The following is a 14,900-nucleotide window of genomic DNA, read 5'->3' on the forward strand; positions in this document are numbered from 1 at the left end:
GCCAAGCGCCCGCACGCGCCGCAACAGCTCGTAGCCGTCGACGTCGGGCATGCCGATGTCCGACACCAGCACGTCGGGCCGGTGCGCCTGCACGGCGGCCAGGGCGGCGTCGGCCCCGTCTGCCACCAGCACCTCGGCGCCGCAGTCGCGCAGCAGGCGCATCAGCAGGTCGCGCGCATCGGCCTCGTCATCCACCACCAGCACCTTCAGCCCGTGCAGGTCGACCGCGTCGAACAGTGGCGCGTGGTTCAGGCCGTCGTCGGCCGGCAGGTGCCGCGCGCCGCGCTCGTGCACCGCTTTCACCGGCAGCTCGACCACGAAGCTGGTGCCCTGGCCTTCGCCGCCGCTGTGGGCGCGCACCCGGCCGCCGTGCAGCTCGACCAGCCGCTTGACGATCGACAGGCCCAGCCCCAGGCCGCCGTAGCGCCGCGTGGTCGAGCCGTCGGCCTGGCGGAAACGGTCGAAGATGTGCGGCAGGAATTCGGGCTTCACGCCGATGCCCGAGTCGGCCACGGTGATCTCCACGTGCGAGGCCACCCGGGCCAGCAGCACCTGCACCCGGCCGCCGCGCGGGGTGAACTTCACCGCGTTGGCCAGCAGGTTCCACACCACCTGCTGCAGCCGCGCCGGATCGCCCGCCACCGGGCCGGCCGCCGGGTCCAGCAGCACCTCGAGGCGCACACCGCCGGCGTCGGCCGCCGGGCGCACCGTCTCGACGGCCGCCTCGATGAAGCCGGCGGGCGCGACCGCCTGCACGTCCAGCCGCATTTTGCCGGAGGTGATGCGGCTCATGTCCAGCAGGTCGTCGATCAGCTGGGTCTGCGCGCGCGTGCCGCGCTCGATCACGTCGATGCCTTTGCGCAGCTCGGCGTGTTCGGGCGGCAGCTTCTGGCGCAGGATGTGCGCCCAGCCCAGGATGGCCGACAGCGGCGTGCGCAGCTCGTGCGACAGCGTGGCCAGGAACTCGTCTTTCAGCGTGTTGGCGCGCTCGGCCTCCTGGCGCGCGGCGCGCTCGCTGTCCAGCAGCGTGCGGCGCTCCTCGGCGGCGTTGCGCGACTGCGCGTACAGCATGGCGTTGTCCACCGCGATGGCGGCCTGCGCGGCCACGCCGATGGCCAGGCGCTGGCTGCGCTCGGTGAACACGCCGGGCTCCGGGTGGCCGAAGAACAGGCCGCCGATCACCCGCTGGTCGCGCCCGGTCACGGGCACCGCCAGGTAGCTGCGCACCGGCAGGTGGCCGGGCGGCATGCCGTGGTGCGGACCCCACTGGCCGTAGCGCGGATCCTTCAGCACGTCCTCGATGAGGATCGACGGTTCGCCGCGGAAGGTGGGACCGAACAGCGCCGTGGGCCGCGGATGGCCGAACTGCTCGAACGCCGCGCGCGGCGCGCCCGACAGGGTGTAGAGCAGGTAGGCCTCGCCCTGCGCGTCGGTGCCGTTGTAGAAGAAGGCGCCGAAGCGCGCGCCGGTGAGCTGCGTTGCCGCGTCGGTGGCCTGCTGCAGCAGCGCCTCCAGGTCCAGCTGGGCGGCCAGCACTGCGCCGGTGCGGTTGAGCAATTCCAGCACCTGCGCCTCGTCGCGCGCCGACTCCTCGGCCTCGCGGCGCGCGGTCACGTCCTGCGCGATGCCGATCATGCGGTGCACCGTGCCGTCGGGCCAATAGGTGGCCTTGCCCTGCGCCGACACCCAGCGCTGCGCGCGGCCGCCGGCCGGCAGCACGCGGTATTGGAGGCTGTATACCGAGCGGTCCCGCAGCGCCTGCTCCACCGCCAGCCGCGCCGCGTCCCGGTCGTCCGGGTGCAGCAGCTCGCGCAGCGCCGACCAGGTGATCGCCACGCCGCGCGGCAGGCCGAAGATCTCGCAGGTGCGCTCGCCCAGGGTCAGCGCGTCGCTCGCCACGTCCCAGCTCCAGTCGCCCAGGTTGGCCGCCTGCAGCGCAAGGCTCAGGCGCTGGTTGACGTCGCGCAGGGCCTGCTCGCCGCGGATGCGGTCAAGCGTCTCCCAGCAGCGCGACACCACCTCGCGCACCAGTTCGATCTCCTCGACGAGCCACTCGCGCGGCACCTTCTGGTGCACCGCCATCGCGGCCACGAAGCGGCCGTGCTTGTGCAGTGGAACGCAGATGACGGCCTGGATCTCGGTGAGGCGGTAGGCGGAAAGGTCGGTGCCGGCGGTCTGCGCATCGGTGTCCACGTCGGGGTTGACGTAGGGCAGGTCGGCGCGCATCAGGCGCAGCACCTCGGCGCCGAAATCGGAGAAGGCGTAGCGCCCGACGATGCTGCGCACGCCCTCGTTGTAGTCGCCGATCAGCTCGAAGTGGTCCTGGTCTTCCTCCACCCAGGCATAGGCGCAGCGGCTGGCGCCCAGGTGCGTGCCCAGCATGCGCGCCGTGATCTGCATGATCTGCGCGGGCTCGGTGAGCGCGCGCGTGGCTTGCGACAGCTCGTCAAGAAAACGGAAGCTTTGCAGCGCCGGCATCCAACCTCGCTCAGTGGCGGTGCTCGCCGGGGCGCTGCTGCGGCGCGGGCTGTGCTTGGCGGCGCGGCGTGGCGGCGGCTTCGCGCTCGCCTGCGCGTTGCGGCGCGGGGGCGCGCACGCCCTGGCGCTCGGGATCGACGGTGCTGAAGCCGCGCGTCGACCCGCTGTCGCGTTTGCTGTGGATGGTTCGCTGCATGGGGACTCCGGAGCCTTGAAGAACGGCAAGCGGATGTTGGCGCGAAACGGCCATGTCCGCAGTTGCCGCTCTCCAAAAATGGATGCCGTCCTACAGGCTGTGCGGTGTGGCCGCGACACCGGTGCGACGCAAGCACGCACCTTGCAGGGATTTACCGGTGGGACGCACTGCGGCTGATCGGTTTATGAAACACTGAGCCACGCTGGGAGATTCGCCATGGCATCGACTTTCTGGACTCCTTTCCTGGGTTGGATAGCTGCCGCCTGCGGTGCGCTGGGGCTTGCCGTCGCGGCGCCCACCGAGCACACCATGCTGGGGCGAATGCCCCAGATCGCGGCGCAGCGGCTGGACGAGCGTCCCATGGCGCTGCCGCAGGGCCTGCCGGCAGAACGCACGCTGGCCATCGTGGTGTTCCGCAAAAGCCAGGGCGCCGAGGCGCGCAGCTGGATCGAGGGCATGCAGCTGCGGCAGGACACGTCCATCGCCTGGATCAAGATGCCGGTGTACGACGACAAGGCCAGCGAGCAGGGCCGGCGCGACATCGTGCAGGGGCTGCTCGCGCGCTACGCCGCCCAGTCCGACCGGGCAGTGATGGTGCCGGTGTTCGCCGACCGTGAAGGCTTCATCCGCGCCGCCCGGCTGTCGGGCGCAGAGCATGCCTCGGTGCTGGTGCTGGACCGCAATGGCACGGTGCTGGCGAAGGCCGAAGGGCTGTTCGACGAGGACAAGGGCCAGGCCCTGCGCACCACCCTGCTGGCGCAGGGCGGGGACTAAGGCTCCCGCCGCCGTTCAATCCTTCAGCGCGCGCAGCACGTTTTCGGCCGTCGCCGGCGCGTCCAGGCGCACCGGCCCCGCGCCTCCTTCGCTTCCCCTGGCAGCCGCCACCGCGTCGCGCAGCGCCTCCCATACGCTGATGGCCAGCATGAAGGGCGGCTCGCCCACCGCCTTGCTGCCTCCCACGTTGTCTTCCGGGTTGGCCTCCGGCCAGAGTTCGATCTTGAAGTGCGCCGGCACGTCGCCGGTGGCCGGGATCTTGTACGTGCTGGGCGCATGGGTGGCCAAGTGGCCCTTGTCGTTCCACACCAGCTGCTCGGTGGTCAGCCAGCCCATGCCCTGGATGAAGCCGCCTTCGATCTGGCCGATGTCGATGGCCGGATTGATGGAGGTGCCCACGTCGTGCAGGATGTCCACTTTCAGCACGCGGCTCTCGCCGGTGAGCGTGTCGATGGCGACCTCGGTGCAGGCGGCGCCGTAGGAGAAGTAGTAGAACGGCCGCCCGGTCAGCGTGTGCTTGTCGTAGTGGATCTTGGGCGTCTTGTAGAAGCCGTCGCTCCACAGCTGCACGCGCGCATGGAAGGCGTCGTCCACCAGCTGCGCGAATGGCATGTGGGCGGTGGGCGTGCTGACCTGCCCATGGGCGAAGATCACCTGGTCGGGCCGGCAGTCCGACTTCTCGGCCGCGTACTGCGCGAGCCGCTCGCGCACCCGGCGCGCAGCCAACTGCGCGGCGCGGCCGTTCAGGTCGGTGCCGCTGGAGGCGGCCGTGGCGCTGGCGTTGGGCACCTTGCCGGTGTGGGTGGCGGTGATGCGCACGCGCTCGAACGGCAGGCCCAGCTCGTCGGCCACGAGCTGCGCCACCTTGGTGTGCAGGCCCTGGCCCATCTCGGTGCCGCCGTGGTTCACCTGCACGCTGCCGTCGGTGTAGACGTGCACCAGCGCGCCGGCCTGGTTGAAGAAGGTGGCGGTGAAGGAGATGCCGAACTTCACCGGCGTGACGGCGATGCCGCGCTTGATAACCGGGCTGGCCGCGTTCCAGCGGGCGATGGCGGCTCGGCGCGCGCGGTAGGCGCTGGTGTCTTCCAGCCGCGCGAGGAGGGGATCGAGGATGTTGTCCTCGACTTTCATGCCGTAGTGCGTGGTGTCGCGCAGGGCTTCGACAGACTCAGCCCGAACGGCTGGGGCCTCAGCCCGAACGGATTGCGCCTCCGTCCGAAAGGATTGCGCCTTCGTCCGAACGGGTGTCCCCCCCGTTCGCCCTGAGCCTGTCGAAGGGCCATACAGGTTGCGCCGGCGCACGTCCAGTGGATCCAGCCCCAGGTGCCGCGCGATGTCGGAGAGGATCGCTTCCGTGACGATCATTCCCTGCGGGCCGCCGAAGCCGCGGAAGGCGGTCTGGCTTTGCAGGTTCGTCTTGCAGCGGTACGACACGATCTCCACGTCGCCGAGGAAATACCCGTTGTCCACATGGAACACTGCGCGGTCGGCCACCGGGCCGCTCAGGTCGGCGCTGAAGCCGCAGTTGGCGGCCAGCATCAGCTTCATGCCGGTGATGAGGCCGCTGTCGTCGAAGCCAACGTCATAGTCGTACGAGAACGGATGCCGCTTGCCGGTCACCAGGAAGTCGTCGTCGCGGTCCAGCCGCAGCTTGACGGGCCGGCCGAACTTGCGCGCCGCCAGCGCCGCCCACACGGCGATGTGGCCGGCCTGCGTCTCCTTGCCGCCGAAGCCGCCGCCCATGCGCCGGCATTCCACGGTGACGTCGCTGTTGGACAGGCCCAGCGCCTGCGCCACCCAGTGCTGCAACTCGGCGGGATGCTGGGTGCTGGCGTGGATGTGCCACTGGTCCTGCTCCAGCGGAATGGCGTAGGCGACCTGGCCTTCCAGGTAGAAGTGTTCCTGGCCGCCGACCTCCAGCGACCCCTCCAGCCGGTGCGGGGCGTTGGCGATGCCTTGGTCCGGGTCGCCCCGGCGCACCGTCACCGGCGGCAGCACGAAGCTTTGCGCGGCCAGCGCCTCGCGCGCCGTGAGGATTGCCGGCAGCGCCGCGATGTCCAGCTGCACCTTGCGCACGGCGCGGCGCGCCTGCATCACGGTGTCGGCCACCACCAGGCCGATCACCTGGCCTACGTGTTCCACCGTGTCGCGCGCGAACACCGGCTCGTCGTGCGCGAAGGTGGCCAGCAGCGGGTCGCCGGGAATGTCGGCGGCCAGCACGACGCCGCGCACGCCGGGCATGGCCTGGGCCTCGCGCGCGTCCACGCCATTGAGCTTGCCGTGCGCCACCGGCGACAGGATAGGCGCCGCGTGCAGCGTGCCCTTGGTCTCGGCGATGTCGTCGATGTAGGTGGCGCGGCCGGCCACGTGTGCGCGCGCGCTGTCGTGCGGATGCGAGGCGCCGACGGCGGGCGCGTCCGCCTGCTGCTGGCCCAGGAATGCCTCGGGCGCATTCATGCCGCAGCCTCCACCAGCTGGAAGTTCTCCAGGTTCATCTGCTGCAGGCCCTGCTGCTCCAGCCAGAAGCGCCGCAGCAGGTTGCCCAGCACCTCGCTGCGGTAGGCGGACGAGGCGCGCATGTCGGAGATCGGCTGGAACTCGGCGCGCAGCGTGTCGATGGCGTGCTGCACTGTCTCGGCGTTCCACGGCTGGCCGCGCAGCGCGGCTTCGGCCTGCACGGCGCGCACCGGTGTCGCCGCCACGCCGCCAGCGCCGATGGAGACATGGCGCACGACGCCGTCCTGCACCGCCAGGTTGACGGCCAGGCACACGGCGGAGATGTCGTCGTCGTAGCGCTTGGAGATCTTGTAGGCGCGCAGGAATTCACCTTCTCCAGGACGAGGCACCTTGATCCACGCCACGATCTCGTCGGCGGCCAGCACGTTCTTGCGGTAGCCGGTGTAGACGTCTTCCAGCGGCATGGCGCGGTGGCCCCGCTCGCTCATGAGCACAACGTGCGCGCCCAGCGCGATCAAGAGCGGCATGGAGTCGCCGATGGGCGAGCCGTTGGCGACGTTGCCACCCAGCGTGCCCGAGTTGCGCACCGGCAAGCCGGCGAAGCGGGCCGCGAAAGTCTTCAGCTGCGGCCGCTCGGCCACCAGCGTGGCGAAGGCGTCGGCCAGCGGCACCGCGGCGCCGATGGCGATGTGGCTGTCATACGTCTCGATGCGCCGCAGTTCCGCCGCCCGCGTCACGTCCAGCACCTGGGCGAACTGCCGATGCATCTTGGTGACCCACAGGCCCACGTCGGTGCAGCCGGCGACGACCTGCGCATCCGGATGTTGCGCGCGCGCGGCGAGCAGGGCGGCCAGCGTGGCCGGCGCCAGGTAGGCGCCGGTATCTGGCTGCTGGTCGCGCTGCAGCCGCAACGCCTCCAGCTGCCGCGCGATGCCAGCTTCGTCCACCCGCGCGGCCGGCAGCTGCGCCATCTGCTGCGCCGCATCCAGGATCGGCCGGTAGCCGGTGCAGCGGCACAGGTTGCCCGACAGCTCCTGCTGCGCCAGCTCGCGCGTGACGTCCTGGCCCTTGCACACGTGGTTCTGGTACATGCCGAACAGGCTCATCACGAAGCCGGGCGTGCAGAAGCCGCATTGCGAGCCGTGGCAGCGCACCATGGCTTCCTGCGCGGGATGCAGCGCGCCGTCGGCGCCGTGCAGGTCTTCCACCGTCCACAGCGCCAGGCCGTCGACGGAATGGGCCAGGCGGATGCAGCTGTTGACGGCGCGGTACCGCAGGCCATTGCCATCGGCTTCGCCCAGCACCACGGTGCAGGCGCCGCAGTCGCCTTCGCCGCAGCCCTCCTTGGTGCCGGTGGCGCCGAGGTCCTCGCGCAGCACCTCCAGCAGCGTGCGCTCGGGTGGTACATTGACCAAGCTGACGAGCTCGCCGCGGCGGATGAATCGGATCGTCCTGGCTTCCATGCGATGTTCAGTATGGGTGATTCTGGGGTTCATGTGAGGTTAGGGACCCGCGCCCCCCTCGGCATATGCAGCCCCGTATGAACCGGATGCGGCCAAAGGTATGAGCAAGCAGGCGCTTTTCGACAAGATAGACCTCCATCTCATCAGGGTCTTGCATACCGTGTTGACCGAACGCAGCGTTTCCCGGGCCGCGATCCGGCTGGGCATGTACCAGCCGGCCGTGTCCGCGTCGCTCAAGCGCCTGCGCGAATTGTCGGGCGACCCGCTGCTGGTGCGCTCCGGCTCCGGCATGGTGCCCACCGACGCCGCGCTGCGCATGATCGAACCCAGCGCAAGCATCCTGCGTGCCGCCGAGATGATGTTCACCGACGCGCGCGGCTTCGATCCGCAGGCCGACGCCGGCACCTTCCGCGTGGCGGCCAGCGACTACCTCGACCCGCTGTTCCTGCCGCAGCTGGTGGCGCGCATCAAGAGCGAGGCGCCGCGCTGCCACATCGAGATCCAGCCGCTGTCGCGCGACACCGACTACCGCGCCAACCTGGCGCAGGGCGCGGTGGACGTGGTGGTCGGCAACTGGCTGAAGCCGCCCGACGACCTGCACATCGGCCAGCTGCTCAGCGACGAGGTGGTGTGCCTGGCCGCGCGCGACCACCCGGCCGCCAGGCGCGGCTGGAACCAGGCCGACTGGCTGGGCGCCGAACACATCGCGCCCACGCCCACCCACCCCGGCGCGCGCGGCGTGATCGACGACCACCTGGAGAGCCTGGGCCTGGCGCGCAACATCACGGCGCGCTGCCCGCACTTCGGGCTGATTCCGCGCATGGTGGCATCGAGCTTGCTGGTGCTGACCACCGGCCGGCAGTTCTGCGAGCGTTTCGTGGGCCAGTTGCCTGTGACAATCCTGCCATGCCCGATCGAATTCCCGCCCCTGGCCTACTACCAGCTGTGGCACGAGCGCAGCCACGGTTCGGCGTCGGCGCGCTGGCTGCGCGAGCGCATCAAGTCGGTGGCATCCTCGCTGAAGCCGCAATGAGGCCCCGGCGCGCCATCGCGGAGACTGCCCGGTGAGCGCCATGCGCCTGCAGCTGGCGGGCATCACCAAGCGCTATCCGGCGGTGGTGGCCAACGACGGCGTCTCGCTGGCCGTGCGGCCCGGCGAGATCCATGCCGTGCTGGGCGAGAACGGCGCCGGCAAGTCCACGCTGATGAAGATCATCTACGGCGCGGTCAAGCCCGACGAGGGCGGCATGCTGTTCGACGGGCAGCCCGCGCACATCCGCAACCCGCAGGAAGCCAGGCAGCTGGGCATCGCCATGGTGTTCCAGCACTTCAGCCTGTTCGACACGCTCACCGTGGCGCAGAACGTGTGGCTGGGCCTGGACAAGCGCATGAGCCTGCAGCAGGTGACGCAGAGCATCACCGCCAAGGCCGGCGAGTACGGGCTGGACATCGACCCCACGCGACCGGTGCACACGCTGTCGGTGGGCGAGATGCAGCGGGTGGAGATCATCCGCGCGCTGCTCACCAATCCCCGGCTGCTGATCCTGGACGAGCCGACTTCGGTGCTCACCCCGCAGGCGGTGGACAAGCTGTTCGCGGTGCTGCGTAAGCTGGCCGATGAGGGCTGCAGCATCCTCTACATCAGCCACAAGCTGCACGAGATCCGCGCGCTGTGCACCGCCTGCACGGTGATGCGCGCGGGCAAGGTCACCGGCGAATGCGATCCGCGACAGGAGAGCAACGCCTCACTGTCGCGCCTGATGATCGGCGCCGAGCCGCCGGCGCTGCGGCACCATGCGCGCCAGCCGGGCGACGCCGTGCTGCGCGTGCGGGACCTGGACCTGCCGCGCGAAGACCAGTTCGGCATCGACCTGGAGGGCGTGTCGCTGGAGGTGCGCGCCGGCGAAGTGGTCGGCATTGCCGGCGTCTCGGGCAACGGCCAGCGCGAGCTGCTGTACGCGCTGTCGGGCGAGGACAGGCGCGCCGCGCCGCGCACCATTGAGCTGCTGGGCAAGCCGGTGGGCCGGACCGGCCCGGCGCAGCGGCGGCGCCTGGGCCTGCATTTCGTGCCGGAAGAGCGCCTGGGGCGCGGCGCCGTGCCGATGCTGGGCCTGGCGCACAACCTGCTGCTCACGCGCACCGATGCCGTCAAGGCAGGCGGCTGGATTCGCGTGGCGCAGCTGCGCCGCCAGGCCACGGACATCATCGCGCGCTTCAACGTGAAGGCGGGCGGGTCCGATGCCATGGCCAAGTCGCTGTCGGGCGGCAACCTGCAGAAATTCATCGTCGGCCGCGAGATCGACGCCAACCCGAAACTGCTGATCGTCTCGCAGCCGACCTGGGGCGTGGACGTGGGCGCGGCGGCGCAGATCCGCGCCGAGATCCTGGCGCTGCGCGACGCCGGCTGCGCCGTGCTGGTGGTGAGCGAAGAGCTGGAGGAACTGTTCGAGATCAGCGACCGGCTGCACGTGATCGCCAAGGGCCGGCTCTCGCTTTCGGTGCCGCGCGCCGACGCCACGGTGGCGCAGATCGGCGAGTGGATGAGCGGTTTGTGGGGCAACCCCTCCGTTCGAGCTGACGCCGACCCCTCCGTTCGGGCTGAGCCTGTCGAAGCCGGCCCTTCGACAGGCTCAGGGCGAACGGGGGCTGATGCAGGGCGAACGGGGGTTGCCTCAGGGCGAACGGGAGTTGGCGCAGCCGGGGAGCAACCATGCTGAAGCTTGAAGCGCGCCCGGAGCCCTCGCGCTTCTGGGGCCTGGCCTCGCCGCTGCTGGCGCTGGCGATCACGGTCGTCATCGGCACGCTGCTGTTCATCGCGCTCGGCAAGGACCCGGTGCGCGGGCTGCAGGTGTTCTTCTGGGAGCCGCTCAGCTCCGGCTACCGACTGGGCGAACTCGCGGTCAAGGCCACGCCGCTGCTGCTGGTCGCGCTGGGGCTGGCGGTGTGCTTTCGCTCCAACGTGTGGAACATCGGCGCCGAGGGCCAGTACATCATCGGCGCCGTAGCGGCAGGCGGCGTCGCGCTGCTGGCGGACAAGGACACCGGCCGCTGGATCGTGCCGGCCGTCATGCTGGCCGGCATGCTGGGCGGCATGGCCTGGGCGTCGGTCACGGCGCTGCTGCGCGATCGCTTCAACGCCAACGAAATCCTGGTCAGCCTGATGCTGGTGTACGTGGCCGACCTGGTGCTCAGCTGGCTGGTGTTCGGCCCCTGGAAGGACCCGGCCGGCTACAACTTCCCGCAGACCAAGACCTTCGAGGCGGTGACGCAGATTCCGCGCCTCATGGCCGGCTCGCGCATCAATATCGGCCTGGTGATCGTGCTGGCGCTGGCGGCCGCGCTGTGGGTGTTCCTGTTCCGCACGCGCGCCGGCTTCGCGCAGCAGGTCGGCGGCATGGCGCCGGCGGCGGCGCGCTATGCCGGCTTCTCCTCGCGCAAGGCGCTGTGGCTGGCACTCCTGGTGTCCGGCGGCGCGGCCGGCCTGGCCGGCGCGCTGGAGGTGGCAGGCCCGATCGGCCAGCTCAACCCGTACGTGCCCGCCGGCTACGGCTTCGCCGCCATCATCGTCGCCTTCGTCGGGCGGCTGCACCCGGTGGGCATGGTGTTTTCCGCCGTGCTCATGAGCATGTTCTACATCGGCGGCGAACTGGCGCAGTCGCGCCTGGGCCTGCCCAAGTCGCTGACCGGCGTATTCCAGGGCCTGCTGCTGTTCACGCTGCTGGCCTGCGACACGCTGATGGCCTACCGCATCCGCTGGATGCCGGCCCTGAAGGAAGCCTGAGATGGAATCCTATGCACTGCTGCTCGCCGCGACGCTCAATGCCGGCACCGTGCTGGCGCTGGCCGCGTTGGGCCTGCTCATCAACGAGAAGGCGGGCATCGTCAACCTGGGCGCCGAGGGCATGATGCTGTGCGCCGCCATCGCCGGCTTCGCCACCGTGGTGCACACCGGCAGCGACTGGCTGGGGTTCGCCGCGGGCATCGGCGCGGGTGCGCTGCTGGCCGCTCTGTTCGGCCTGCTGGTGATCTGGCTCAACACCAACCAGTACGCCACCGGCCTGGCGCTCAGCCTGTTCGGCGCCGGGTTCTCGGCTTTCGCCGGCATCAACTACGTGCAGGCCAAGCTGCCCGAGCGCATGCACTTCTCGGTGCCCGGGCTCGCCGACATCCCGCTGGCCGGCCCGGCGCTGTTCCGCCAGCACCCGATGGTGTACGCCGTCATCGCGCTGGTGGCCTGGATGGTGTGGTTCCTCTATCGCTCGCGCGCCGGGCTGGTGCTGCGCTCGGTCGGCGAATCGCCCGAGGCGGCGCACGCTCTGGGCTACCCGGTGCGCCGCATCCGCCTGCTGGCGGTGGTGGCGGGTGGGGCGCTGTGCGGGCTGGCGGGCGCCTACATCTCGGTGATCTACACCTCGCTGTGGGTCGAGGGCATGGTGGCCGGCAAGGGCTGGATCGCGCTGGCGCTCACCACCTTCGCCACCTGGCGGCCGGCGCGGGTGCTGCTCGGCGCGTACCTCTTCGGCGGCGTCACCATGCTGCAGTTCCACCTGCAGGGCAGCGGGGTCGAGGTGCCCAGCCAGTTCCTGAACATGCTGCCCTACCTGGCGACCATCGCGGTGCTGGCCCTGATCTCGCGCAACCCGGCGTGGATCCGCGCCAACATGCCGGCTTCGCTTGGTAAGCCGTTTTATCCCGGCACATAATTCGCGCTTTCCTGTTTTCCAAATTCCCAACCCCGACTCAGAGAAAAGAGAAGGCTCCGATGACCGACCTGAAGAAACGATCGCTGCTGCGCACGGGCGCGCTGGCCGCCCTGGCCGCCGCCACGCTGGCCGCCTGCGGCAAGAAGGAGGAAGCACCGGCACCGGCGGCTGCTCCGGCCCCGACGGCCGCCGCATCTGCGCCGGCCCCGGCGCCCAAGGCCGATCCGCTGAAGATCGCCTTCCTGTACGTCGGCCCGGTGGGCGACGGCGGCTGGACCTTTGCGCACGACAACGGGCGCAAGGCGGTGGAGAAGGAATTCGGCGACAAGGTCGCCACCAGCTTCGTCGAGAGCGTGAAGGAAGGCCCGGACGCCGAGCGCGTGATCCGCGACGTGGTGGGCCAGGGCAACAAGCTGGTGTTCGGCACCACCTTCGGCTACATGGACCCGATGGCCAAGGTGGCCGCGGACACCAAGGACGTGAAGTTCGAGCATGCCACCGGCTACAAGAGCGCCGAGAACATGCGCACCTACGACAGCCGCACCTACGAAGGCGCCTACATGGCCGGCGTGATCGCCGGCAAGATGACCAAGTCCAACGTGCTGGGCGTGGTGGGCTCGGTGCCGATCCCCGAGGTGATCCGCAACATCAACAGCTTCACCATGGGCGCGCAGTCGGTCAACCCGAAGATCAAGACCAAGGTGGCCTGGGTCGGCGAGTGGTTTGCGCCGCCCAAGGAAACCGAAGCCGCCACCGCGCTGATCAACGGCGGCGCCGACGTGCTGATGCAGAACACCGATTCGCCGGCGGTGCTGAAGACCGCCGAGAGCATGGGCAAGCGCGCCTTCGGCTGGGACAGCGACATGACCAGCTACGGCCCCAAGGCGCACCTGGGCTCGGCCGTCATCAACTGGGCGCCGTACTACACCAAGGCCGTGCGCGACGCGCTGGACGGCAAGTGGACCACCGGCCAGGCCTGGTGGGGCGTGAAGGAAGGCGCGATCGACTTCGTCTCGCTGGCCGCCGACGTGCCGGACGAAGCCAAGCAGCAGCTGGAAAAGGTGAAGTCCGGCCTGAAGGACGGCAGCTTCACGATCTGGAAGGGCCCGATCGTGGACAACACCGGCAAGGAAGTGCTGGCCAAGGACGCGGTCGCCGACGACAAATTCCTCACCGGCGTCAACTTCTACGTCAAGGGCGTGGAAGGCAAGGTGCCGGGCGACAAGAAGTAAATCGCTTTCCGGTGAACGACGAAGGGCTGCAGCGATGCAGCCCTTTTTCATTGGCGCCGTCGCCGCTTACAGCAGCAGATCGATGCCGCGCTGCGGCAGGTCGCCGTAGTACGCCTTGGCGCGCCGCACGCGCTCCAGGTCCTGCATGAGCTGGTCCAGTGCCGACGTGGCGCCGATGCCGCTGCGCCCGCGCGGCACGCGGTATTCGGGCGGCCTGACTTCGGGATCCGGCCGCTGCAGCTGCGGTTGGGCTGTGTGGAAGGACGGATCGACCATGGTCACTGTTTCGATGATTTGCCGCGCGGCTGCTGCGGCCCGGCGTTCGCGGGCCACACCAGCGCGGCAAAATGGGTCGGCGTGAACACCGGGTTGCGCGTGCGCGCCGACCAGGCATGGCGCAGGTAGGGCGTGAGGGACTCCACCCCGGTTCCCCAGCGGCTGCCGGCAGGCAGCAGTGCTTGCTGCTGCGGCGTCCGTTGCGGGGGGTGCTGGCTGGCCATGGGCTTGCATCATAGCCGCGCCCCATGTCGTACGGTTTGGTCGGAAATCACGCGGCGCACCTGCTCGAGCGCGGCCCCCAGCGTGTCCAGCGGAACCGAGCCCAAGGCGATGCGGATGGCGTGCGGCGTGTGCGCCGCCGTGGAGAACGGCTCGGCCGTGGACACGGAAATCCGGTGGCGCAGCAACGCGGCCGCGACGGCATCGGCGCGCACCTCCTGCGGCAGCGGAAGCCACAGGAAATACGACGACGGATGGCCCAGCCGTTTCAGCCGGCCCAGGTGCTCGGCGGCGATGGCCTGCCGCAGCGCCGCGTCCTCGCGCTTGCGCAGTTCCAGGCGGGCGACCGTGCCGTCGTCCAGCCAGCCGCAGGCGAGCGCCGTCATCACGCCCGGCGTGTTCCAGGTCGTGGCGCGGATCGCGCGCGCGATGCCGGGCACCCACTCGGGCGGCGCGGCGACGAAGCCGACCCGCAAGCCCGTGGCGATGCTTTTGGAGAAGCCCGAGACATAGACCGTCGTCTCGGGCGCGAGCGCGGCCAGCGGCGCCGGCGAATCGGCCGCGAGGAAGGCATAGGCGGCGTCTTCGATGATGAGCAGGCCGTGCTCGCGCGCGATTGCGACTAGCGCGCGCCGCCGGCTGGCGCCCATCACCCAGCCGAGTGGGTTGTGCAGCGTCGGCATGGTGTAGACGGCGCGCACCTTGCGGCGCCGGCACAGCGCGGCCAGCGCGCCCAGGTCGGGGCCGGCACCCGCAGCGGGGATTGGCGCGAGTTCCAGCCGAAGTGCCTGCGCCAGCACCTTGAAGCCCGGGTAGGTCAGCGCATCGGCCGCGACCACGTCGCCTGGTTTCAGCAGCGCCATGGCGGTGGTCGCCAGGCCGTGCTGGGCGCCGTCGACCAGCAGGACCTGCTCGCCCGCCACCCGCAGGCCGCGCGCCGCCAGGTGGCGGGCCACGCCAGCGCGTTCATGTGGGCGGCCGCCATGCGGCTGGTAGCGCAGCAGGGCTTCCAGGTCGCCGGTGGAGGCCAGCTGGCGCAGGCCGGCGCGCAGCATGTCGGCCTGGCCGGGCAGGCTGGGGTAGTTGAAGCTCAGGTCCA

The 14,900-nt window shown here is 70.2% G+C and carries 13 protein-coding genes; 6 read left to right on the forward strand and 7 right to left on the reverse strand.

Translation table 11 applies throughout. The annotated features are described in order from the left end of the window. Together H0U68_RS19510 and H0U68_RS19515 are read right to left on the reverse strand one after the other, a co-directional pair. Positions 1-2,478 (reverse strand): ATP-binding protein (locus tag H0U68_RS19510; protein WP_296358568.1); only part of this gene is annotated, 2,478 nt, incomplete at its 3' end. Positions 2,479-2,488: 10 nt separating this feature from the next. Further along, positions 2,489-2,674 (reverse strand): hypothetical protein, encoded by a 186-nt coding sequence (locus H0U68_RS19515; RefSeq protein ID WP_296358569.1) that lies wholly within the window; start codon positions 2,672-2,674, stop codon positions 2,489-2,491. Positions 2,675-2,890: 216 nt separating this feature from the next. Here H0U68_RS19515 and H0U68_RS19520 point away from each other — a divergent pair, with 216 nt between their 5' ends. Further along, complete coding sequence (locus H0U68_RS19520) at positions 2,891-3,448, forward strand: hypothetical protein (RefSeq protein ID WP_296358570.1); 558 nt, start codon at positions 2,891-2,893, stop codon at positions 3,446-3,448. 15 nt (positions 3,449-3,463) lie between these two features. On the opposite strand, the gene xdhB is transcribed toward H0U68_RS19520, so the two are convergent. Both xdhB and xdhA read right to left on the reverse strand, forming a co-directional pair. After that, on the reverse strand, positions 3,464-5,905 hold the full coding sequence (gene xdhB / locus H0U68_RS19525) for a xanthine dehydrogenase molybdopterin binding subunit (RefSeq protein ID WP_296358571.1): 2,442 nt from the start codon (positions 5,903-5,905) through the stop codon (positions 3,464-3,466). Continuing rightward, positions 5,902-7,368 carry a xanthine dehydrogenase small subunit gene (gene xdhA / locus H0U68_RS19530; protein ID WP_296358572.1) on the reverse strand — a complete coding sequence of 489 codons (1,467 nt, stop codon included), beginning with the start codon at positions 7,366-7,368 and terminating at the stop codon, positions 5,902-5,904. The genes xdhB and xdhA overlap by 4 nt, the downstream gene beginning before the upstream one ends. Before the next feature lie 100 nt (positions 7,369-7,468). Here xdhA and H0U68_RS19535 point away from each other — a divergent pair, with 100 nt between their 5' ends. The 5 genes from H0U68_RS19535 to H0U68_RS19555 are packed head-to-tail and all read left to right on the forward strand — an operon-like array spanning position 7,469 to position 13,303. Further along, a complete protein-coding gene (locus H0U68_RS19535; RefSeq protein WP_296358573.1) occupies positions 7,469-8,401 on the forward strand; it encodes a LysR family transcriptional regulator in 933 nt (310 codons plus the stop codon). Between the two features lie 40 nt (positions 8,402-8,441). Beyond that, positions 8,442-10,085, forward strand: coding sequence for an ABC transporter ATP-binding protein (locus H0U68_RS19540; protein WP_296358580.1), 1,644 nt, complete (start codon positions 8,442-8,444; stop codon positions 10,083-10,085). Further along, entirely contained in the window at positions 10,079-11,149 is a 1,071-nt protein-coding gene (locus tag H0U68_RS19545; RefSeq protein ID WP_296358574.1) for an ABC transporter permease, read from the forward strand. The genes H0U68_RS19540 and H0U68_RS19545 overlap by 7 nt, the downstream gene beginning before the upstream one ends. Before the next feature lies 1 nt (position 11,150). Then, positions 11,151-12,071 carry an ABC transporter permease gene (locus tag H0U68_RS19550; protein ID WP_296358575.1) on the forward strand — a complete coding sequence of 307 codons (921 nt, stop codon included), beginning with the start codon at positions 11,151-11,153 and terminating at the stop codon, positions 12,069-12,071. A 59-nt stretch (positions 12,072-12,130) separates the two neighbouring features. Beyond that, entirely contained in the window at positions 12,131-13,303 is a 1,173-nt protein-coding gene (locus tag H0U68_RS19555; RefSeq protein WP_296358576.1) for a BMP family ABC transporter substrate-binding protein, read from the forward strand. A 66-nt stretch (positions 13,304-13,369) separates the two neighbouring features. On the opposite strand, the gene H0U68_RS19560 is transcribed toward H0U68_RS19555, so the two are convergent. From H0U68_RS19560 to H0U68_RS19570, 3 genes are all read right to left on the reverse strand, one after another. After that, positions 13,370-13,579 (reverse strand): hypothetical protein, encoded by a 210-nt coding sequence (locus H0U68_RS19560; RefSeq protein WP_296358577.1) that lies wholly within the window; start codon positions 13,577-13,579, stop codon positions 13,370-13,372. A gap of 2 nt (positions 13,580-13,581) precedes the next feature. After that, the gene (locus H0U68_RS19565; protein WP_296358578.1) at positions 13,582-13,803 is read right to left on the reverse strand and encodes a hypothetical protein; all 222 of its coding nucleotides are present in this window, start codon (positions 13,801-13,803) and stop codon (positions 13,582-13,584) included. 9 nt (positions 13,804-13,812) lie between these two features. Continuing rightward, on the reverse strand, positions 13,813-14,900 hold a 1,088-nt coding region (locus H0U68_RS19570), incomplete at its 5' end, for a PLP-dependent aminotransferase family protein (protein WP_296358579.1).

This window comes from Ramlibacter sp., assembly GCF_013697775.1.
GTDB lineage: Bacteria > Pseudomonadota > Gammaproteobacteria > Burkholderiales > Burkholderiaceae_C > Ramlibacter.

Excerpts from the sequence above, each read along its gene's own strand:
- H0U68_RS19515 (WP_296358569.1), bottom strand. The coding sequence starts at position 2,674 with ATGCAGCGAACCATCCACAGCAAACGCGACAGCGGGTCGACGCGCGGC.
- H0U68_RS19520 (WP_296358570.1), top strand. The coding sequence starts at position 2,891 with ATGGCATCGACTTTCTGGACTCCTTTCCTGGGTTGGATAGCTGCCGCC.
- xdhB (WP_296358571.1), bottom strand. The coding sequence starts at position 5,905 with ATGAATGCGCCCGAGGCATTCCTGGGCCAGCAGCAGGCGGACGCGCCC.
- xdhA (WP_296358572.1), bottom strand. The coding sequence starts at position 7,368 with ATGGAAGCCAGGACGATCCGATTCATCCGCCGCGGCGAGCTCGTCAGC.
- H0U68_RS19535 (WP_296358573.1), top strand. The coding sequence starts at position 7,469 with ATGAGCAAGCAGGCGCTTTTCGACAAGATAGACCTCCATCTCATCAGG.
- H0U68_RS19540 (WP_296358580.1), top strand. The coding sequence starts at position 8,442 with ATGCGCCTGCAGCTGGCGGGCATCACCAAGCGCTATCCGGCGGTGGTG.
- H0U68_RS19545 (WP_296358574.1), top strand. The coding sequence starts at position 10,079 with ATGCTGAAGCTTGAAGCGCGCCCGGAGCCCTCGCGCTTCTGGGGCCTG.
- H0U68_RS19550 (WP_296358575.1), top strand. The coding sequence starts at position 11,151 with ATGGAATCCTATGCACTGCTGCTCGCCGCGACGCTCAATGCCGGCACC.
- H0U68_RS19555 (WP_296358576.1), top strand. The coding sequence starts at position 12,131 with ATGACCGACCTGAAGAAACGATCGCTGCTGCGCACGGGCGCGCTGGCC.
- H0U68_RS19560 (WP_296358577.1), bottom strand. The coding sequence starts at position 13,579 with ATGGTCGATCCGTCCTTCCACACAGCCCAACCGCAGCTGCAGCGGCCG.
- H0U68_RS19565 (WP_296358578.1), bottom strand. The coding sequence starts at position 13,803 with ATGGCCAGCCAGCACCCCCCGCAACGGACGCCGCAGCAGCAAGCACTG.